33 protein-coding genes are annotated in these 17,992 nt (G+C 39.7%); all 33 read right to left on the reverse strand.

The window, feature by feature from the left end:
• Positions 1–191: 191 nt before the first annotated feature.
• Entirely contained in the window at positions 192–932 is a 741-nt protein-coding gene (truA, locus tag IEV09_RS03570) for a tRNA pseudouridine(38-40) synthase TruA (protein WP_188366906.1), read from the reverse strand.
• A 271-nt stretch (positions 933–1,203) separates the two neighbouring features.
• Entirely contained in the window at positions 1,204–2,001 is a 798-nt protein-coding gene (locus tag IEV09_RS03575; RefSeq protein ID WP_188366907.1) for an energy-coupling factor transporter transmembrane component T family protein, read from the reverse strand.
• Complete coding sequence (locus IEV09_RS03580) at positions 1,991–2,857, reverse strand: energy-coupling factor ABC transporter ATP-binding protein (protein ID WP_188366908.1); 867 nt, start codon at positions 2,855–2,857, stop codon at positions 1,991–1,993. The genes IEV09_RS03575 and IEV09_RS03580 overlap by 11 nt, the downstream gene beginning before the upstream one ends.
• On the reverse strand, positions 2,833–3,672 hold the full coding sequence (locus IEV09_RS03585; RefSeq protein WP_188366909.1) for an energy-coupling factor ABC transporter ATP-binding protein: 840 nt from the start codon (positions 3,670–3,672) through the stop codon (positions 2,833–2,835). Before IEV09_RS03585 ends, IEV09_RS03580 begins: the two co-directional genes overlap by 25 nt.
• Positions 3,673–3,986: 314 nt before the next feature.
• Positions 3,987–4,367, reverse strand: a complete 381-nt coding sequence (rplQ, locus tag IEV09_RS03590) for a 50S ribosomal protein L17 (protein ID WP_188366910.1) — start codon at positions 4,365–4,367, stop codon at positions 3,987–3,989.
• Positions 4,368–4,390: 23 nt separating this feature from the next.
• Entirely contained in the window at positions 4,391–5,329 is a 939-nt protein-coding gene (locus IEV09_RS03595; protein WP_188366911.1) for a DNA-directed RNA polymerase subunit alpha, read from the reverse strand.
• A 79-nt stretch (positions 5,330–5,408) separates the two neighbouring features.
• Positions 5,409–5,798 (reverse strand): 30S ribosomal protein S11, encoded by a 390-nt coding sequence (rpsK, locus tag IEV09_RS03600; RefSeq protein WP_188366912.1) that lies wholly within the window; start codon positions 5,796–5,798, stop codon positions 5,409–5,411.
• 27 nt (positions 5,799–5,825) lie between these two features.
• Positions 5,826–6,191 carry a 30S ribosomal protein S13 gene (rpsM, locus tag IEV09_RS03605; protein ID WP_188366913.1) on the reverse strand — a complete coding sequence of 122 codons (366 nt, stop codon included), beginning with the start codon at positions 6,189–6,191 and terminating at the stop codon, positions 5,826–5,828.
• A 17-nt stretch (positions 6,192–6,208) separates the two neighbouring features.
• Complete coding sequence (rpmJ, locus tag IEV09_RS03610; protein WP_188366914.1) at positions 6,209–6,325, reverse strand: 50S ribosomal protein L36; 117 nt, start codon at positions 6,323–6,325, stop codon at positions 6,209–6,211.
• 32 nt (positions 6,326–6,357) lie between these two features.
• The gene (gene infA / locus IEV09_RS03615) at positions 6,358–6,576 is read right to left on the reverse strand and encodes a translation initiation factor IF-1 (RefSeq protein WP_071874013.1); all 219 of its coding nucleotides are present in this window, start codon (positions 6,574–6,576) and stop codon (positions 6,358–6,360) included.
• Between the two features lie 188 nt (positions 6,577–6,764).
• Positions 6,765–7,409, reverse strand: coding sequence for an adenylate kinase (locus IEV09_RS03620; protein ID WP_188366915.1), 645 nt, complete (start codon positions 7,407–7,409; stop codon positions 6,765–6,767).
• Between the two features lie 65 nt (positions 7,410–7,474).
• A complete protein-coding gene (gene secY, locus IEV09_RS03625) occupies positions 7,475–8,767 on the reverse strand; it encodes a preprotein translocase subunit SecY (protein ID WP_188366916.1) in 1,293 nt (430 codons plus the stop codon).
• Entirely contained in the window at positions 8,767–9,207 is a 441-nt protein-coding gene (gene rplO, locus IEV09_RS03630; RefSeq protein ID WP_188366917.1) for a 50S ribosomal protein L15, read from the reverse strand. Before rplO ends, secY begins: the two co-directional genes overlap by 1 nt.
• 46 nt (positions 9,208–9,253) lie before the next feature.
• Positions 9,254–9,433, reverse strand: a complete 180-nt coding sequence (rpmD, locus tag IEV09_RS03635) for a 50S ribosomal protein L30 (protein WP_188366918.1) — start codon at positions 9,431–9,433, stop codon at positions 9,254–9,256.
• 13 nt (positions 9,434–9,446) lie between these two features.
• Positions 9,447–9,947, reverse strand: coding sequence for a 30S ribosomal protein S5 (gene rpsE / locus IEV09_RS03640; protein WP_188366919.1), 501 nt, complete (start codon positions 9,945–9,947; stop codon positions 9,447–9,449).
• Between the two features lie 20 nt (positions 9,948–9,967).
• Positions 9,968–10,324: a 50S ribosomal protein L18 gene (gene rplR / locus IEV09_RS03645; protein WP_188366920.1), complete on the reverse strand. Its 357-nt coding sequence runs from the start codon at positions 10,322–10,324 to the stop codon at positions 9,968–9,970.
• Between the two features lie 65 nt (positions 10,325–10,389).
• The gene (gene rplF, locus IEV09_RS03650) at positions 10,390–10,926 is read right to left on the reverse strand and encodes a 50S ribosomal protein L6 (RefSeq protein ID WP_188366921.1); all 537 of its coding nucleotides are present in this window, start codon (positions 10,924–10,926) and stop codon (positions 10,390–10,392) included.
• 31 nt (positions 10,927–10,957) lie between these two features.
• Entirely contained in the window at positions 10,958–11,356 is a 399-nt protein-coding gene (gene rpsH, locus IEV09_RS03655; protein WP_188366922.1) for a 30S ribosomal protein S8, read from the reverse strand.
• A 35-nt stretch (positions 11,357–11,391) separates the two neighbouring features.
• Positions 11,392–11,577 (reverse strand): type Z 30S ribosomal protein S14, encoded by a 186-nt coding sequence (locus IEV09_RS03660; RefSeq protein WP_188366923.1) that lies wholly within the window; start codon positions 11,575–11,577, stop codon positions 11,392–11,394.
• 18 nt (positions 11,578–11,595) lie between these two features.
• Positions 11,596–12,135 (reverse strand): 50S ribosomal protein L5, encoded by a 540-nt coding sequence (gene rplE / locus IEV09_RS03665; protein WP_188366924.1) that lies wholly within the window; start codon positions 12,133–12,135, stop codon positions 11,596–11,598.
• 28 nt (positions 12,136–12,163) lie between these two features.
• On the reverse strand, positions 12,164–12,475 hold the full coding sequence (rplX, locus tag IEV09_RS03670) for a 50S ribosomal protein L24 (protein WP_188366925.1): 312 nt from the start codon (positions 12,473–12,475) through the stop codon (positions 12,164–12,166).
• 34 nt (positions 12,476–12,509) lie between these two features.
• Entirely contained in the window at positions 12,510–12,878 is a 369-nt protein-coding gene (rplN, locus tag IEV09_RS03675) for a 50S ribosomal protein L14 (RefSeq protein WP_188366926.1), read from the reverse strand.
• Between the two features lie 60 nt (positions 12,879–12,938).
• Positions 12,939–13,205 carry a 30S ribosomal protein S17 gene (gene rpsQ, locus IEV09_RS03680; RefSeq protein ID WP_188366927.1) on the reverse strand — a complete coding sequence of 89 codons (267 nt, stop codon included), beginning with the start codon at positions 13,203–13,205 and terminating at the stop codon, positions 12,939–12,941.
• 24 nt (positions 13,206–13,229) lie between these two features.
• Positions 13,230–13,418, reverse strand: a complete 189-nt coding sequence (rpmC, locus tag IEV09_RS03685; protein WP_188366928.1) for a 50S ribosomal protein L29 — start codon at positions 13,416–13,418, stop codon at positions 13,230–13,232.
• Positions 13,408–13,842 carry a 50S ribosomal protein L16 gene (rplP, locus tag IEV09_RS03690; protein ID WP_188366929.1) on the reverse strand — a complete coding sequence of 145 codons (435 nt, stop codon included), beginning with the start codon at positions 13,840–13,842 and terminating at the stop codon, positions 13,408–13,410. The genes rpmC and rplP overlap by 11 nt, the downstream gene beginning before the upstream one ends.
• Positions 13,843–13,844: 2 nt before the next feature.
• A complete protein-coding gene (rpsC, locus tag IEV09_RS03695) occupies positions 13,845–14,501 on the reverse strand; it encodes a 30S ribosomal protein S3 (protein ID WP_188366930.1) in 657 nt (218 codons plus the stop codon).
• A 13-nt stretch (positions 14,502–14,514) separates the two neighbouring features.
• Entirely contained in the window at positions 14,515–14,862 is a 348-nt protein-coding gene (gene rplV, locus IEV09_RS03700) for a 50S ribosomal protein L22 (RefSeq protein ID WP_188366931.1), read from the reverse strand.
• Between the two features lie 20 nt (positions 14,863–14,882).
• The gene (rpsS, locus tag IEV09_RS03705) at positions 14,883–15,161 is read right to left on the reverse strand and encodes a 30S ribosomal protein S19 (protein WP_188366932.1); all 279 of its coding nucleotides are present in this window, start codon (positions 15,159–15,161) and stop codon (positions 14,883–14,885) included.
• 42 nt (positions 15,162–15,203) lie between these two features.
• Positions 15,204–16,037, reverse strand: coding sequence for a 50S ribosomal protein L2 (gene rplB / locus IEV09_RS03710; RefSeq protein ID WP_188366933.1), 834 nt, complete (start codon positions 16,035–16,037; stop codon positions 15,204–15,206).
• Positions 16,038–16,078: 41 nt separating this feature from the next.
• Positions 16,079–16,366, reverse strand: a complete 288-nt coding sequence (locus IEV09_RS03715; protein WP_188366934.1) for a 50S ribosomal protein L23 — start codon at positions 16,364–16,366, stop codon at positions 16,079–16,081.
• The gene (gene rplD, locus IEV09_RS03720; RefSeq protein WP_188366935.1) at positions 16,366–16,989 is read right to left on the reverse strand and encodes a 50S ribosomal protein L4; all 624 of its coding nucleotides are present in this window, start codon (positions 16,987–16,989) and stop codon (positions 16,366–16,368) included. The genes IEV09_RS03715 and rplD overlap by 1 nt, the downstream gene beginning before the upstream one ends.
• Positions 16,990–17,018: 29 nt before the next feature.
• Complete coding sequence (rplC, locus tag IEV09_RS03725; protein ID WP_188366936.1) at positions 17,019–17,648, reverse strand: 50S ribosomal protein L3; 630 nt, start codon at positions 17,646–17,648, stop codon at positions 17,019–17,021.
• A gap of 21 nt (positions 17,649–17,669) precedes the next feature.
• Complete coding sequence (rpsJ, locus tag IEV09_RS03730) at positions 17,670–17,978, reverse strand: 30S ribosomal protein S10 (protein ID WP_005880808.1); 309 nt, start codon at positions 17,976–17,978, stop codon at positions 17,670–17,672.
• Positions 17,979–17,992: the final 14 nt, after the last annotated feature.

The following is a 17,992-nucleotide window of genomic DNA, read 5'->3' on the forward strand; positions in this document are numbered from 1 at the left end:
CCCAGCTCTTTTTTTGGCATATAAATGAAATGCTTTTTTATTAATCTTATCAAAGCGCTCACCAATTCACCTGATTGAACGGGAATTGGCGAGCTGATACTCGGTAATAAGCTGACTTTCAATAAAAATCAAAAAACGATTTTTTTGTAAGCTTTACTTATTACTCGTATCAAAGCGCTCGCCAATTCACCTTAATAGCGTACTTCTTTTAAATAAAGTCCTTCTGGATGTGCAGTCGGTCCCGCTAAATTGCGATCTTTACCTGCAATAATCCCTGGAATCGCATCGACCGGCATACGGTCATTGCCGATTTTTAATAGCGTACCGACAAGAATCCGAATCATTTTATATAAGAAACCATTGCCACTAAAAGTAAAAATCAACTCATCACCATCTGAACTAACCGTCAGGCTTGCCTCATCAATCGTTCGAACGTGATCTTCAATTGAACTACCGGATGCACAAAATGAGGTGAAGTCATGTGTACCCAATAAATCCGGTAAGGCTTGTTGGATTTTTTCCACATCGATCGGATAAGGGAAATAACTTGCGTAGTAACGACGAAACGGACTACGTGGCTTCCCAATATCAACACGAAATTCATACGTCTTGCCCGTTGCTAAGTAACGTGCATGGAAATCATCGGCCACAATCTCGACACTACGACAAGCAATATCTTCTGGTGTTTGTGTATCCAGACCAAAACGCATCCGCTCAAGCGGTCGTTCATGCGGAAAATCAAAGTGAATCACTTGTCCAATAGCATGAACTCCAGCATCGGTTCTACCTGAAGCATGGACTTCAATTGATTGACTCGCCATCTTACTTAATGTCTTTTCCAACTCACTTTGAACGGTCCGTCCATTCGGCTGACGCTGAAACCCGCTAAAATTTGTTCCATCATAGGAAATAATTGCTTTATAACGTACCATTTTTTGATTATCCTTCTTTCCTCAAAAAAAGACCATGACCGAAGTCACAGCCTTTTGATTATTATTCTTACTTTTTTATTCTCATTCGTTCACTATCCTCGGACAATATCAGCTCGAAGCAGTTTATCAGAGCATACCGGACAAAAAATCACCTTAATTTAACGGGATTTTCGTATCTATCCTTCGGCAATTTCAATAATGGTCACCGTCAAAAGTGCCGACTCTGCCCATTCTCTCCAATTGCTCAGGATAAAGCGATTCGAAAATGACCTTAATTTCTGATATACATTAACACTGCTGTTAGGACTGCAAATGTCAAAATGACGATTGTGTCTTTCGTGCTCCAGTGTAGAATACGATATTTGGTTCTACCGTCACCACCTTGGTAGCCACGTGCTTCCATCGCAGTTGCTAAATCATCCGCACGGTTAAAACTGCTGACAAAAAGCGGAATTAACAACGGTATAACAGCTTTCATTTTTTGAATCAAATTACCTTCACCAAAATCGACACCACGTGCTCGTTGCGCGTTCATGATTTTTTCCGTTTCATCCATTAATGTTGGAACAAAACGTAAAGCAATCGATAGCATCAATGAAATTTCATGCACCGGTACTTTTAACGGTTTTAGTGGTCGTAATAAATATTCAATCGCATCGGACAATGCTAACGGTGGTGTTGTTAGTGTTAAGAGTGTCGACATGAAGATAATTAAGACGAAACGACAGAAGATAAAGAGTCCGTTTTTCAAACCAAATTCAGTTAGTTGAAAGACGCCCCATTTCCAGTAAACTTCGCCACCACTTGTAAAAAAGACTTGTAAGGCTACGGTGAATAAGATTAACCAGATTAGTGGTTTAACCCCTCTTAAGAAGAAACCAAAATCAATTTTTGATAGCCATAAACAAAACAAAGTAAATGCACCTAGGAATAAATAACTCCATAAATTATTGGCTAAGAAAATAATCGCAATAAAGTAAAAACTCGCTACTAATTTTGCTCGTGGATCTAAACGGTGTACAAGGGAATCACCTGGTAAATAACGACCTAATATTAGTTTATTCATCATGAGCAAATCCTCCTAATTCAACGAGCATTTCAGCTAATTCGGTTGAAGTTAGTGGCAATTGGTTAAAGGTAAATCCCTTATCAACCAATTTTTGGGCAAAAGCCGTCGCTGTTGGTACACCTAATTGTTTCGCTTGTAACCATTCGACTTCTTGGAAAACATCACGTGGTGTGCCTTGTTTAACGACCGTACCTTTTTCTAAGACGTAGACGAAGTCGGCATAGTCTGCTACATCGTCCATTAAATGGGTAACGAGTACAATCGTGATATTGTTTTCCTTATGTAAACGGGCAAACATTTCCATCATTTCTTTGCGTCCTTGTGGGTCAAGGCCAGCCGTTGGTTCGTCTAGGACTAAGACTTCAGGTTCCATTGCTAAGACCCCTGCAATTGCCACACGACGCATTTGGCCTCCTGATAAATCAAAAGGTGAGCGTTCTAAATAGCTTTCGTCTAAACCGACCATTTTTAGTGTTTTAGCGGCTAATACTTTTGCTTCCTCTTCCGGTACGCCAAAGTTTTGCGGACCAAAAGCAATATCACGTGCCACTGTCTCTTCAAAGAGTTGTGACTCTGGAAATTGGAAAACAATTCCGACTTTTTGACGGATGGGTTTTAAATTTTTATTATTTGTTTCTGGAGTGATTGTTCGTTCACCAATTTGAACCTTACCGGCTGTTGGTTTCAACAAGGCGTTCAAATGCTGAACTAAGGTTGATTTCCCACTACCTGTGTGACCGACAAGTGCCGTGTAGCAACCCTCTTTCACGACTAAATCAATATCATGTAAGACGCGTTGTTCAAAGGGTGAATTCGGTTGGTAAGTAAAGCTTACTTTTTCAAAACGGATGTCCATAACCAGTCCACCATCCCTTCTTCGGTTAAGTACGCTTCTGGCACATCGATGCCTTTTTCTTTTAATGAGTGTTTTAGTCTTTCTGGAAAAGGTAAATCCAGTCCCATTTCAACCAATTCTGGTCCTGCAGAAAATATTTTCTCTGGGGTTCCCTCATCGATTAACTCGCCTTGACGCATCACTAAGACACGACTGGCATTCGCCGCTTCATCAATATCGTGCGTAATCGAAAGCACCGTTAAATTATTATCTTCTTTGATCTTCTTAATGGTTGCGATGACTTCTTCGCGCCCTTCTGGATCAAGCATGCTCGTTGCTTCATCTAAAATAATAATATCTGGACGTAATGCTACAATTCCAGCGATCGCTACGCGTTGCTTTTGCCCACCTGATAAACGAGCCGGCTCTCTTGTGGCAAAATCTTCCATACGTACTTGTTTCAAAGATTCTTCGACACGAGTGACCATCTCTTCACGGGGAATCCCTTGATTTTCCATCCCAAAAGCGACATCATCTTCAACGGTTGCACCCACAAATTGGTTATCTGGATTTTGAAAGACCATTCCAACCATATGGCGGATTGACCATAAATTTTCTTCATTTAACGGATACTGACCAACTTGAACGCTTCCTGCTTCTGGCGCTAATAAGCCGTTAATCGTTTTGGCTAAGGTCGATTTACCTGACCCATTATGGCCGATAATCGCTACCCATTCACCAGGATAAATTTTTAACGAGACGTCATTTAAAGCTGGACGCTCGTCGGTTTTATGGTATCTAAAAGTAAGGTTATTTAACTCAATAATCGGATTCATTCTAATTCTCCTAATTCCTTGATTTCTAACTAACACTACCAAAAAATGGGGCTTTTTTCAAATGCTACGAACCTTTTCATGGAACTTTCTTGATTTGTTTGTTTTTTTCATCCGCCAGCACCTGTCTTGACAGGTATTCGCGGACAAAAAAAACACTTTATGATGAGTGCTCACCCCTTGAATAATCAAGGGGCCAGCGACGAGCTAGACTCGGAAGTTTCCTTCCAACATCATAACACTCTTAAAGTATCATCTACAAAGTGATGTTAGAAAAGTAGAAAAGTTTCCTTTTCTACTTTCTATTAAGTGTGATTTTAAACTAGTTCAATAATAACCATTGGTGCAGCATCTCCGCGTCTTGGTTCTGTCTTCAAGATACGAGTATAACCGCCTTGGCGATCTGTATAACGAGGAGCAATATCATTAAATAGCTTTTGTAAAGCTGATTCAACAACGATTTCTTCGTTTTCTTCACGCACGCTTGCAACTTCGTTACGAACATAAGCAGCTGCTTGGCGACGTGCATGTAAATCACCACGTTTACCTAAAGTGATCATCTTTTCAGTAGTTGAACGAATTTCTTTCGCACGAGCTTCTGTCGTGACGATGCGTTCGTTAATGATTAAATCAGTTGTTAAATCACGCAACATCGCTTTACGTTGTGATGATGTGCGTCCTAATTTACGATAACTCACGTGGTTTCCCTCCTTCGTAAAAATTAATCGTCTTTACGTAATTCTAAACCTAGATCACTCAATTTAGATTTCACTTCTTCAAGCGATTTACGACCTAAATTACGTACTTTGATCATTTCTGGCTCAGATTTATTTGTTAGTTCTTGTACAGAATTAATTCCTGCACGTTTTAAACAGTTATATGAACGTACTGACAAGTCTAATTCTTCAATCGTCATTTCTAACATTTTTTCTTTCTGTGTTTCTTCCTTTTCAACCATGATTTCAGCGTTTTTCGCTTCGTCAGTCAGATTCACAAAAATATCTAAATGTTCAGTCATAATTTTTGCAGCTAAACTCATAGCATCTAATGGCTCAATTGAACCATCTGTCCATATTTCCATTGTTAATTTATCAAAATCATCTCGTCGTCCAACACGTGTGTTTTCTACTTGATAGTTCACACGGCGAACAGGAGTGTAGATAGAATCAACTGGAAGCACACCAATTGGCATGTCTTCTTTTTTGTTCTCATCCGCTTGAACATATCCACGACCCGGTTTAACTGTTAAACGTGCGTGGAAAGTTGCGCCTTCAGATACAGTACAAATATACATATCTTTATTAAGGATTTCTACATCACTATCGACGATAATATCGCCAGCAGTTACTGTAGCAGGTCCTGTAATATCGATTTCAAGAGTTTTCTCTTCTTGACCATACATTTTTAATGCAAGACCTTTAATATTTAAAATGATCTGAGCTACATCTTCTCTTACACCTTTGACAGTTGAAAATTCATGTAACACACCATCAATTTGAATACTAGTAATGGCTGCACCTGGTAAAGAAGATAATAAAATACGACGTAGGGAATTTCCTAAAGTAGTTCCGTAGCCTCTTTCAAGAGGTTCCACGATAAACTTGCCATAATCTTTCTCTTCATCAATCTTAGCAATTCTTGGTTTTTCGAATTCAATCATTATTATCTCTTACCCCTTTCAAAACGAAAAGTGTCTTGTTCAATGACGTGATTTTGAAACTCAAAATGAGTGGCACTCATTAAACACGACGGCGTTTTGGTGGGCGACATCCATTATGAGGAACTGGTGTTACGTCACGGATTGCAGTCACTTCTAAACCTGCTGCTTGTAATGCACGAATTGCTGCTTCGCGTCCTGAGCCAGGACCTTTAACAGTTACATCGACACTTCTTAATCCATGTTCCATTGCTACTTTACATGCCGCTTCCGCTGCCATTTGAGCTGCAAATGGTGTTGATTTTCTGCTACCTCTGAAACCTAATGCTCCAGCTGATGACCATGCTAACGCGTTACCATGAGTATCAGTGATCATCACGATTGTATTGTTGAATGTTGAGTGGATATGTGCAATACCTGTCTCAATATTCTTTTTCACACGGCGTTTACGACTCACTTTTTTTGCTGCCATGAAGTTTTAACCTCCTTCACTTAGGAATTATTTTTTCTTACCTGAAACTGTTTTTGATGGACCTTTACGAGTACGTGCGTTGTTTTTAGTGTTTTGTCCACGTACTGGCAACCCACGACGATGACGGATTCCACGGTATGAACCGATCTCCATCAAGCGTTTGATGTTTAAGTTCACTTCACGACGAAGATCACCTTCAACTTTTAATTTGTCAATTTCAGCACGAATAGCATCTGTTTGTTCATTCGTTAATTCACGAACTCGAACTTCTTCAGAAACGCCAGCGTTTGCTAAAACTTTCTTTGCAGTTGTATTCCCAATACCAAAAATGTATGTTAGGGACACAACGACACGTTTATCACGAGGAATATCTACTCCTGCAATACGAGCCATATTCGTTACACCTCCGTTTATCCTTGACGTTGTTTATGTTTTGGATTTGCTGGGCAAATCACCATAACTCGTCCATTACGACGAACTACTTTACAATGTTCACACATTGGTTTTACTGATGGTCTTACTTTCATGATCTTACCTCCTGTGATTTTACGGAGTACAATTATTTAAAGCGATAAGTAATACGGCCACGAGTTAAGTCATATGGTGAAAGTTCAACTGTCACCTTGTCTCCTGGTAGAATTCGAATATAATGCATACGAATTTTGCCAGAAACAGTTGCTAGAACTTGATGTCCGTTTTCTAATTCGACTTTGAACATTGCATTCGGCAAAGTATCGACGACTGTACCTTCGACTTCAATCATATCTTCTTTTGCCACGCACAGTACCTCCTTGAATTTGTTTCGCGTTTTCACACGATAAAACGGCGGAAACGAGAGCTCCCACCTTAGATTCTCAATACAACCATCTGAATAAATTCAGAAGTCGGACTGACACATTATATCATAATGTGTCTTACTAAGCAAGAGTTGTTTCCTAATGCAAGTCGGTTACGGGCAATCGATCGTTATCCGATGATTTTTTTTACGTCTGCAAAGACAGCATCGATTTCACGATTGCCATCAATTGACTGCAATAAACCCTCTTCTTTATAGTAAGCTAAAATTGGTTCACTACTTTTAATGTTAATTGCTAGACGATTTTTAACCGTTTCGGGTTTGTCGTCTTCTCGTTGATAAAATTCATGGCCACCACAGCGATCACAAGTTCCTTCTACCGTTGTCGGGTTGAAGACTTTATGATACGTTGCACCGCATTCACGGCACATGTAACGGCCAGCTAAACGATCAACAAGAATTTCTTCAGGGACATGAATGTCAATAACAGCATCCAGTTTCTTATCAAGTTCCTTCAGCATTTGATCCAAAGCTTTTGCTTGTTCCAAAGTACGTGGAAAGCCATCTAATAAGAAGCCTTTGTCCGTATCTGGTTGCGCTAAACGCTCTTTCACAATTCCGTTAGTCACTTCATCCGGAACTAATGCGCCTTGATCCATGTATGATTTTGCTTTTAGGCCTAATTCTGTTTCGTTCGCCATTGCGGCACGAAACATATCACCTGTTGAAATGTGCGGGATTTGGTACTCAGCAATAATTTGCTCTGCTTGCGTTCCTTTTCCTGCACCGGGTAATCCCATTAAAATGATGTTCATTTTAATAATTCCTCCCATAAGTGTTTGTGCGATGTTGAGGATAACCTCAACACCCGACAAAACTTTTAATTCATAAATCCTTTATATTGACGTTTAAGCATTAGTCCTTCTAACTGTTTTGCAGTTTCCAGAGCAACACCGACGGCAATAAGCAAGCTTGTACCACCCAAGCCAATTGATTCAGGTAAGTTCCATAGCATTTGTGCGAGAATTGGCAGCAGGGCAACTAATCCTAAGAATAGTGCGCCGACTGTACTCAAGCGCATCAAGACGCCTGAAACATAATCTTCGGTTCCTTTACCAGGACGGACACTTGGAATGTAACTTCCTTGTTTTTGTAAGTTTTCCGCTAATTTCTCAGGGTTAACTTGAACAAAAGCGTAGAAGAAGGTAAACGCAACAATTAAGACTGTGTAAAGGATTGCTCCTGGAACAGTATTATAGTTGAACAATGTTTGAACCGTTTCAAACCAAACTTCGCCTTCATAATTACCAAATGCTTGTAAAATAGCGCTTGGCGTTGTGATGAATGAACTGGCAAAAATAACTGGGATAACACCAGCTGCGTTTACTTTCAATGGAAGGTAAGAGCTTGTTGGTGCACCTGCTACTCGTTTCGTATATTGAATCGGTATTTTTCGTTCTGCTTGTTGGAAATACGTCACAAAAGTCACGATTGCCAACACGGCAATGATTAATACGATCATAAAGATGACAGATTGCCAAATTTTTGACGCTTCAATATTGATAAAGTAGTCTTCGATTAATCCTTTAATATCAACCGGTAAGCGTGAGATGATACCCGCAAAGATGATCATTGATACCCCATTACCAATTCCTTTTTCGGTAATTTGTTCACCTAACCAAGTCACGAACATGGTACCTGTTGTCAGAATAATTCCGATTAAGATAAATGTTTGTGCGTTTGGATTTGGAACAAAGCCGTATTGTGTGAACATATTAAATCCAGCTGTCAACGCCATTGATTGTGCGAATCCTAGGACTAGCGTCATATAGCGTGTTGCTTGATTTAATTTGCGACGACCAACTTCACCTTGTTTTGACCATTCAACGAATTTCGGCACGATATCCATTTGCATCAATTGAATAATAATTGAGGCAGTGATATACGGTGAAACTCCCATGGAGAAAATAGAGAAGCGTTGCATTGCACTTCCACTTACTAAATCTAACATGTTTAGAAAGGGTAAGTCAGAGATACTTTGCAAACGAGATGCGTCGACACCAGGAACGGTGATATGAGTACCTAAGCGAAAAATGAAAAGAATGAATATCGTAAAATATATTTTATTTCTAATTTCCTTTACTTTAAAAGCATCCTTTAACAGTTTCAGCATTAAATCACCTCGACAGATCCACCAGCAGCTACGATAGCTTCTTCGGCTGTTTTAGAGAATTTCGCTGCTTTCACAGTTAATTTTTTCGTTAATTCGCCATTTCCTAACACTTTGATTCCAGCTTTTTCATCTTTTACGATTCCAGCTTCAACTAAAGTTAATGGTGATACTTCAGCTCCATCTTCAAAGCGGTTTAAAATGTCAAGATTAACAACTGCATACTCTTTGCGGTTTACGTTTGTGAATCCACGTTTTGGTAAACGCATGAACAATGGTGTTTGTCCACCTTCAAATCCTAAACGTACTCCACCACCTGAACGAGCTTTTTGACCTTTTTGTCCACGTCCAGCTGTTTTACCATTACCAGATGAAGAGCCACGACCAACACGGTTACGTTCTTGGCGAGAGCCTTCTGCAGGTTTTAATTCATGAAGTTTCATGCTTTGGCACCTCCTTATTAAAAATCGGTATATCTAAATGTACTTTTTAAACTTCTTCTACTGCTACTAAGTGAGATACAGTGTTAACCATGCCTTTGATTGCTTCATTAGCTGGTTTTACAACTGTACTGTTCACTTTACCTAAACCTAACGCTTTTACGGTATCCTTTTGGTTTTGAGGACGTCCGATAACACTGCGTTTTAAAGTAATTTTTAATTCAGCCATGTTTTTGTCCTCCTTAACCTACGATTTCTTCTACAGATTTTCCGCGAAGTGCTGCCACTTCTTCAACACGTTTTAATTGAGTTAATGCATCAACAACTGCGCGAACAACGTTGATTGGTGTGTTTGAACCTAAAGATTTAGTTGTGATATCGTTGATACCTACTAATTCTAATACGGCACGAACTGTTCCACCAGCGGCTACCCCAGAACCTTCTACAGCAGGTTTCATTAAGATATGTCCGCCACTGTATTTACCAATGACGTCATGAGGAATTGTTGTTCCTACAACTGGCACTTCAATTAAGTTTTTCTTAGCACTTTCAACGGCTTTACGGATTGCTTCTGGAACTTCTTGTGCTTTACCAGTACCAAATCCTACATGTCCGTTTTTATCACCAACGATGACTAAAGCTGCGAAACGTAAACGACGTCCACCTTTTACAACTTTTGTTACGCGATTAATCGCAACAACGCGGTCTTCTAATTCCAAATGTTTTGGATCGATATAAACCATGAATGGTATTCCTCCCTTTCTTAAAATTCTAGTCCATTTTCGCGAGCTGCTGTTGCTAATGCCGCTACACGGCCATGGTAAAGGTATCCACCACGGTCAAAGACTACTACTTTGATTCCTTTTGCTGCTGCACGTTCTGCGATTAATTTACCGACAGCTTGTGCTTGTTCAACTTTGTTCCCACCTGAAATTTCTTTATCTAAGGCAGAGGCACTTGCTAGCGTCACACCCGCTACGTCATCAATAATTTGAGCGTAGATGTTTTTGTTAGAACGGAAAACGTTCAAGCGTGGGCACTCAGCAGTACCAGAAATTTTATTACGGACACGTTTATGTCTGCTTTGGCGTGTCTTATTTCTAGCTGTTTTTGTAATCACAATTGTCACCTCTTTAAAATTTGCTAGCCTAAGCTGCGCTTCGCAAAGCTTGTTGCTTGCGAAGATTATTTACCAGTTTTACCTTCTTTACGGCGTACGAATTCACCAACATAGCGAATACCTTTGCCTTTATACGGTTCTGGAGGACGAACGCCACGAATATTCGCTGCTAATTCACCTAATACTTCTTTATCAATACCTTTTACGATTACTGATGTGTTTGAAGGAACTTCAATTGTCGTTCCAGCTGGTGCGTCGATTTCTACTGGATGAGAGTAACCTACGTTTAATACAAGTTTTGATCCTTGTAATTGTGCACGGTACCCAACCCCGATTAATTCTAACGCTTTTTGGAAACCTTCGCTTACACCAATAACCATGTTATTGAAGTTTGCGCGGCTTGTTCCATGAATTGTTTTCATGTCTTTGCTATCATTTGGACGAGTGAAAGTTACTTCATTTCCTTCAACATTCATTGTAATGTCTGCAGAGAATGTACGTGTTAATTCACCTTTTGGTCCTTTAACTGTAATGTCATTTCCGTTTTGTGTAACTTCTACACCTGCAGGAATAACAACTAATTTATTACCAATACGACTCACTTAGAGACACCTCCTTGTGTTTAAATTTAAATTACCATACGTAAGCGACTACTTCGCCACCAACATTTTTAGCTCTAGCTTCTTTATCAGTGACAACACCTTCAGAAGTTGAGATAATTGCAATACCTAAACCGTTTAATACTTTAGGAACTTCGTCTGCTTTAACATAAGCACGTAGACCTGGTTTAGAGATGCGTTTTAAGTTAGTGATAACACGTTCGCCTGTTCTTCCATATTTAAGGAATACACGGATAACGCCTTGTTTGTCATCTTCGATATATTCAACATCACGGATGAAACCTTCTTGTTTTAAGATTTCAGCGATGTCACGTTTGATTTTTGAAGCAGGTACTTCTAATACTTCGTGTTTTACCATGTTGGCATTACGAATGCGCGTTAGAAAATCTGCGATTGGATCTGTCATTACCATTAGATGATTTACCTCCTTTATGCGAGTTTACTTGTTTACCAGCTAGCTTTCTTCACGCCGGGAATTTGACCTTTATAGGCAAGTTCGCGGAAGCAAATACGGCAAAGTTGAAATTTACGATAAACTGAATGTGGACGTCCACAACGTTCACAACGAGAATTTTGTTGTGTTGAGAATTTAGCCGGACGATTATGTTTAGCAATCATTGACTTTTTAGCCACGTAGTTCGCCTCCTTTTTTTATTTTTGGAATGGCATGCCTAATTGAGTTAACAATTCACGAGACTCTTCGTCTGTGTTGGCAGTCGTTACGATAACGATGTCCATTCCGCGTACTTTATCTACCAAATCATAATCAACTTCTGGGAAGATTAATTGTTCTTTGACACCTAAAGTATAGTTTCCACGTCCATCGAAAGCTTTTTTGCTTACGCCGTGGAAGTCACGTACACGCGGTAAAGCAACTGTAACTAATTTATCTAAAAATTCGTACATTCTTTCTCCACGTAAAGTAACTTTTGCACCGATTGGCATACCTTCACGTAAACGGAATCCTGCAATCGATTTTTTCGCTTTTGTAATAAGTGGTTTTTGACCAGTGATAATTTGTAACTCCTCAACAGCTTTATCTAAAGCTTTTGCGTTCGATACGGCATCACCCACACCCATGTTGACAACAATTTTCTCAACTTTTGGTGTTTGCATTACTGAGCTATATTCAAATTTCTCCATCAATGATGGTGTAACTTCTTTGTTATATTTTTCTTTAAGGCGGTTCATTCAATAAGCCCCTCCTTCCTTAGTATGATTATTTATCTAAAATTTCTCCGGTTTTTTTAGAAACGCGGACTTTTTTACCGTCAACTTCTTTATAGCCTACGCGAGTCGCTTCGCCATTTGAAGGATCAATCACCATCACGTTAGAAACATGAATTGGTGCCTCCATTTCTACGATACCACCTTGTGGGGCTGTTTGAGAAGGTTTTTGGTGTTTCTTAACGATGTTCACACCTTCAACGATGACTTTGTCTTTTTTAGGGAAAGCTTCTAATACGATCGCTTCCTTGTTCTTGTCTTTTCCAGTGATAACTTTAACTTTATCGCCTTTTTTAACAAACATTTTGTTTCGCACCTCCTTTGTTAATGAGTAAGAATTATAATACTTCTGGTGCTAGTGAAACGATCTTCATGAAGTTGCTTTCGCGTAATTCGCGGGCAACTGGGCCAAAGATACGAGTTCCACGTGGGCTTTTATCATCACGGATAATAACCGCAGCATTTTCGTCAAATTTGATATAAGAACCGTCTGCGCGACGTGCGCCTGATTTCGTACGAACGATAACAGCTTTAACGATCTCACCTTTTTTGACAACTCCACCTGGCGTTGCTTGTTTAACAGTAGCAACGATTACGTCACCGATGTTAGCAGTCTTACGGCCTGAACCGCCAAGGACTTTAATTGTCAAGATTTCACGAGCGCCAGAGTTGTCAGCAACTTTTAAACGACTTTCTTGTTGGATCACGATGTGTATCCTCCTTTCAGATTTTCAATTCAATCTATATAGGAAAATCTCGTGTGATTATTAAATAATCACTGCCTTTTCAACAATTTCTACTAGACGGAAACGTTTTGTAGCTGATAATGGGCGAGTTTCCATAACTTTCACGATATCACCGATTTTTGCTTCGTTGTTTTCGTCGTGAGCTTTGTATTTCTTAGAGTATTTCATACGTTTACCATAAATTGGGTGGTTTTTCTTTGTTTCAACTACTACTGTAATTGTTTTATCCATTTTATCGGATACCACGCGGCCTTGGTAAACCTTGCGTTGGTTTCTTTCCTCAGTCATACGCTAAATGGCCTCCTTCCACTATTACTTTACTTGTTCACGCAATACAGTTTTAATGCGTGCAATCGATTTACGTACTTCTTGAATACGTGCTGTGTTTTCTAATTGTCCGGTAGCTAATTGGAATCGTAAGTTAAACAATTCTTCTTTTAATTGTTTTTCTTGATCAATCATTTCGGCAGTGGTTAATTCTCTAATTTCTTTAACCTTCATTCGATTCACCACCCATTTCTTCGCGTTTTACGATCTTAGTTTTCACAGGTAGTTTGTGAGAAGCAAGACGTAAGGCTTCGCGAGCAACTTCTTCAGATACGCCTGCAATTTCAAACATGATTTTTCCACGTTTTACTGGTGCAACCCATCCTTCAGGAGCTCCTTTACCTTTACCCATACGTACGCCGATAGCTTTACTTGTATAGGATTTGTGAGGGAAAATTTTAATCCATACTTTCCCACCACGTTTCATGTAACGAGTCATTGCAATACGTGATGCTTCGATTTGGCGGTTTGTAATCCAGTGAGATTCAACAGCTTGTAAACCGTATTCTCCAAAAGATACTTCTTTTCCACCTTTAGCTTCTCCACGCATTTTACCGCGGAATTCACGACGGTGTTTTACACGTTTAGGTACTAACATGCTTATTTCCCTCCTTTCTCAGTGTTTTTCTTTGTTGGAAGAATTTCTCCACGATAAATCCACACTTTAACTCCTAGTTTTCCGTATGTAGTATCTGCTTCTTCCCATGCGTAATCAATGTCAGCACGTAAAGTATGCAATGGAACTGTTCCTTCAGAATATCCTTCGCTACGAGCAATTTCTGCACCGTTTAAACGACCTGATACTTGAGTTTTGATTCCTTTTGCTCCTGAACGCATTGTACGTTGAATTGCTTGTTTTTGTGCACGACGGAAAGCAACACGGCTTTCTAGTTGACGTGCGATTCCTTCGCCGACTAATTTAGCGTCTAAATCTGGTTTTTTGATTTCTACGATGTTGATGTGTACTTTCTTACCAGTTAATTTGTTTAATTGTGTTCTCAAGTTTTCGACTTCAGATCCACCTTTACCGATAACCATACCTGGTTTAGCTGTGTGGATTGAAATGTTCACGCGATTTGCAGCACGTTCGATTTCAACTGTTGACACAGCGGCATCAGCAAGTTGTTTTGCGATAAATTTACGAATTCTTAAATCTTCGTGTAGAAAGTCTGCATAATCTTTCTCAGCATACCATTTCGCATCCCAGTCGCGGATGATGCCTACTCGCATTCCAATTGGATTTATTTTTTGACCCACTGAATGTCCCTCCTTATTTTTCTGATACGACTACCGTAACATGACTTGTACGTTTGTTGATTGGAGAAGCTGATCCTTTTGCACGCGGACGGAAACGTTTCATTGTCGGTCCTTCGTTAACAAAAGCTTCAGAAACTACTAAATTCTCAACATCTAAGTCGAAGTTGTTTTCCGCATTAGCGATCGCTGACATCAATACTTTTTCGATGATTCCAGCCGCTTTATTCGGTGTAAATTTCAAGATTGCAATTGCTTCTGCAACGCTTTTCCCTCTTACTAAATCAATTACTAGACGTGATTTGCGAGGAGAAACGCGAACTGTTTTAGCAGTTGCTTTCGCTGATGTAATATGTTCTGCCATCTGTATATCCTCCCCTCAGATTAACGTCTTGTTTTCTTATCGTCAGCAACGTGTCCGCGATAAGTTCTTGTTGGTACAAATTCACCTAATTTATGTCCTACCATATCTTCTTGAATGTAAACTGGTACATGTTTACGTCCATCATAGACAGCTATAGTAAAACCGATAAAACTTGGGAAGATTGTTGAACGACGTGACCAAGTTTTAATAACTTTTTTCTTTTCAGCGCCTGCTTGTGCGTCGACCTTTTTCATTAAATGATCATCGACAAAAGGCCCTTTCTTTAAACTACGACCCATGGTGAACCTCCTCTCAAAATGTGCAACACATGGTTAGTGTAATTATTTTTCGTTACGACGACGAACAATAAGTTTGTCAGATTGCGCTCTCTTGTTACGAGTTTTGTATCCAAGAGCTGGTTTGCCCCAAGGAGAAAGCGGTGCTTTACGTCCGATTGGTGCTTTACCTTCACCACCACCGTGTGGGTGATCGTTCGGGTTCATTACGCTACCACGTACTGTTGGGCGTTTACGCATCCAACGAGAACGTCCAGCTTTACCGATGTTGATTAATTCGTGTTGTTCGTTACCTACTGAACCGATTGTTGCACGGCAAGTTGATAAGATCATACGAACTTCGCCTGAGTTTAAGCGGATTAATACGTATTTACCTTCTTTACCAAGTACTTGAGCACTTGTTCCAGCTGAACGGATTAATTGTCCACCTTTTCCAGGTTTTAATTCGATGTTGTGAACGACTGTACCTACAGGAATATTTACTAATGGTAATGTATTACCAACTTTGATATCCGCTTCTGGTCCAGATACTAAACGCATACCTACTTCTAAGCCTTTTGGTGCTAAGATGTATGCTTTCACTCCATCTTCATAGTGAACTAACGCGATGTTAGCAGAACGGTTTGGATCATATTCGATCGTTTTTACAACTGCTACAACGTTATCTTTGTTACGTTTGAAGTCGATAATACGGTATTGACGCTTGTGACCGCCACCGTGGTGACGTACAGTGATGCGTCCGTGGTTATTACGACCGGCATGGTTTTTTAATGGTGCTAATAAAGTTTTTTCTGGTGTTGCTGTAGTAATTTCAGCAAAGTCAGAAGATGTCATATTACGACGACCATTAGTAATAGCTTTATACTTTTTAATTGCCACGTCTTTTTCCCTCCTATGTTGATCTAGTACAACTCAGCCAATTACTCAGCTGAGAACAATTCGATTGCTTTAGAATCTTCAGTTAATGTCACAATAGCTTTGCGACGTTTTTTTGTATAACCTGCATATTTACCAACGCGTTTAAATTTAGGACGAACATTAATAATGTTTACGTTCTGAACTTTTACGTCAAATGCTGCTTCTACAGCTTGTTTCACTAAAGTTTTGTTTGCGCGAGTATCCACATCAAAAGTGAATTTTTTCTCGTCCATAGCAAGCATTGATTTCTCAGTGATAACTGGGCGTTTGATTACGTCTAATAAATTCATTATGCAAGCACCTCCTCAATTTGAGTAAGAGCAGTTTGTGTTACTAATACTTTGTCGTTAGATACAACGTCTAATACAGTTACGTTATTTGAAGCGATAACTGAAACGTTTGGTAAGTTACGAGCAGATAATGCTGCGAAGTCGTTACCTTCCTCTAATACAACTAGTACTTTCTTATCGATTGATAAGTTAGCAAGAACTTGTTTGAATTCTTGTGTTTTTGGAGCTGAGAAGCTTAAAGCATCTACAACAACAAATTTACTTGAAGCAACTTTTTCTGATAATACAGATTTGATTGCTAAGCGACGAACTTTTTTAGGAAGTTTGTAGCTGTATGAACGAGGTGTTGGTCCAAAGACAACTCCTCCTCCACGCCATTGTGGTGAACGAATTGATCCTTGACGCGCACGTCCAGTTCCTTTTTGTCTCCATGGTTTACGACCACCGCCACGAACAGCGCTACGGTTCTTAACAGCGTGTGTTCCTTGTCTTAATGAAGCACGTTGCATGATGATTGCATCAAAGACAACTGATTCATTTGGTTCGATTCCGAAGATTTCTTCGTTTAAAGTGATTTCGCCAGCTTGGCTTCCATCTTGTTTAAATAATGCTACATTCGGCATTCCTTAGTTCCTCCTTTCTTCCTATCTAATTATTTAGCTTTTACAGCTGATTTAATAGTAATCAATGATTTTTTCGCTCCAGGAACGTTACCTTTGATTAGGATTGCGTTGCGATCTAGGTCAACACGTACAATTTCCAAGTTTTGGATTGTGATACGGTCGCCACCCATACGGCCAGCAAGTTTTTTGCCTTTGAACACACGGTTCGCAGCAACTGCTCCCATTGATCCAGGACGACGGTGGTAACGAGATCCGTGAGACATTGGTCCACGAGCTTGTCCATGACGTTTGATAACGCCTTGGAATCCTTTACCTTTTGAAGTTCCTGTTACATCAACGATATCGCCTGCTGAAAATACGTCAACTTTAATTTCTGATCCTACTTCTAAGCCCTCTAGCTCAACATTCTTGAATTCGCGAATGAAGCGCTTAGGAGCCGTGTTTGCTTTCGCAACATGACCTTTCGCAGGTTTGTTACTTAAAACTTCACGTTTATCTTGGTAACCAACTTGAACAGCTTCGTAACCATCGTTTGCGATCGTTTTTAATTGTAAGACAACGTTTGGCGTTGCTTCAATTACTGTTACTGGAATTAATTCACCAGATTCTGTGAAGATTTGTGTCATTCCCACTTTTTTCCCTAAGATTCCTTTGGTCATGATTACACCTCCATTTTACTTTTATAATTTGATTTCGATGTTCACACCAGATGGTAAGTCAAGCTTCATTAAAGCATCAACTGTTTTTGGTGTTGGGTTCACAATGTCGATTAGACGTTTGTGTGTACGCATTTCGAATTGCTCGCGTGAGTCTTTGTATTTATGTGTCGCACGAATAACTGTGTATAGGCTGCGTTCTGTTGGTAACGGAATTGGACCTGATACGCTAGCACCAGTTCTCTTTGCAGTTTCTACGATTTTATCCGCTGATTGATCTAAAATACGGTGTTCATACGCTTTTAATCGGATACGAATTTTTTGTTTTGCCATTTCTTTCCCTCCTC

This window comes from Enterococcus alcedinis, from assembly GCF_014635985.1.
Taxonomy (GTDB): domain Bacteria; phylum Bacillota; class Bacilli; order Lactobacillales; family Enterococcaceae; genus Enterococcus_I; species Enterococcus_I alcedinis.

Bases quoted from the DNA above. Each gene is read 5' to 3' on its own strand.
- IEV09_RS03620 (WP_188366915.1), bottom strand. From the start codon at position 7,409: ATGAACATCATTTTAATGGGATTACCCGGTGCAGGAAAAGGAACGCAA.
- IEV09_RS03575 (WP_188366907.1), bottom strand. From the start codon at position 2,001: ATGATGAATAAACTAATATTAGGTCGTTATTTACCAGGTGATTCCCTT.
- rplP (WP_188366929.1), bottom strand. From the start codon at position 13,842: ATGTTAGTACCTAAACGTGTAAAACACCGTCGTGAATTCCGCGGTAAA.
- rplE (WP_188366924.1), bottom strand. From the start codon at position 12,135: ATGAACCGCCTTAAAGAAAAATATAACAAAGAAGTTACACCATCATTG.
- rpsQ (WP_188366927.1), bottom strand. From the start codon at position 13,205: ATGACTGAGGAAAGAAACCAACGCAAGGTTTACCAAGGCCGCGTGGTA.
- rpmD (WP_188366918.1), bottom strand. From the start codon at position 9,433: ATGGCTGAATTAAAAATTACTTTAAAACGCAGTGTTATCGGACGTCCT.
- rpsM (WP_188366913.1), bottom strand. From the start codon at position 6,191: ATGGCTCGTATTGCAGGAGTAGATATTCCTCGTGATAAACGTGTCGTT.
- rpmJ (WP_188366914.1), bottom strand. From the start codon at position 6,325: ATGAAAGTAAGACCATCAGTAAAACCAATGTGTGAACATTGTAAAGTA.
- rplX (WP_188366925.1), bottom strand. From the start codon at position 12,475: ATGTTTGTTAAAAAAGGCGATAAAGTTAAAGTTATCACTGGAAAAGAC.
- truA (WP_188366906.1), bottom strand. From the start codon at position 932: ATGGTACGTTATAAAGCAATTATTTCCTATGATGGAACAAATTTTAGC.
- rpsH (WP_188366922.1), bottom strand. From the start codon at position 11,356: ATGGTAATGACAGATCCAATCGCAGATTTTCTAACGCGCATTCGTAAT.
- rpmC (WP_188366928.1), bottom strand. From the start codon at position 13,418: ATGAAGGTTAAAGAAATTAGAGAATTAACCACTGCCGAAATGATTGAT.
- IEV09_RS03595 (WP_188366911.1), bottom strand. From the start codon at position 5,329: ATGATTGAATTCGAAAAACCAAGAATTGCTAAGATTGATGAAGAGAAA.
- secY (WP_188366916.1), bottom strand. From the start codon at position 8,767: ATGCTGAAACTGTTAAAGGATGCTTTTAAAGTAAAGGAAATTAGAAAT.
- IEV09_RS03580 (WP_188366908.1), bottom strand. From the start codon at position 2,857: ATGGACATCCGTTTTGAAAAAGTAAGCTTTACTTACCAACCGAATTCA.
- rpsS (WP_188366932.1), bottom strand. From the start codon at position 15,161: ATGGGTCGTAGTTTAAAGAAAGGGCCTTTTGTCGATGATCATTTAATG.
- rplC (WP_188366936.1), bottom strand. From the start codon at position 17,648: ATGACCAAAGGAATCTTAGGGAAAAAAGTGGGAATGACACAAATCTTC.
- rpsK (WP_188366912.1), bottom strand. From the start codon at position 5,798: ATGGCAGCAAAAAAAGTGAGTCGTAAACGCCGTGTGAAAAAGAATATT.
- rplV (WP_188366931.1), bottom strand. From the start codon at position 14,862: ATGGCAGAACATATTACATCAGCGAAAGCAACTGCTAAAACAGTTCGC.
- rplD (WP_188366935.1), bottom strand. From the start codon at position 16,989: ATGCCGAATGTAGCATTATTTAAACAAGATGGAAGCCAAGCTGGCGAA.
- IEV09_RS03715 (WP_188366934.1), bottom strand. From the start codon at position 16,366: ATGAATTTATTAGACGTAATCAAACGCCCAGTTATCACTGAGAAATCA.
- IEV09_RS03585 (WP_188366909.1), bottom strand. From the start codon at position 3,672: ATGAATCCGATTATTGAGTTAAATAACCTTACTTTTAGATACCATAAA.
- rpsJ (WP_005880808.1), bottom strand. From the start codon at position 17,978: ATGGCAAAACAAAAAATTCGTATCCGATTAAAAGCGTATGAACACCGT.
- rplO (WP_188366917.1), bottom strand. From the start codon at position 9,207: ATGAAACTTCATGAATTAAAACCTGCAGAAGGCTCTCGCCAAGAACGT.
- rpsE (WP_188366919.1), bottom strand. From the start codon at position 9,947: ATGGTTTATATCGATCCAAAACATTTGGAATTAGAAGACCGCGTTGTT.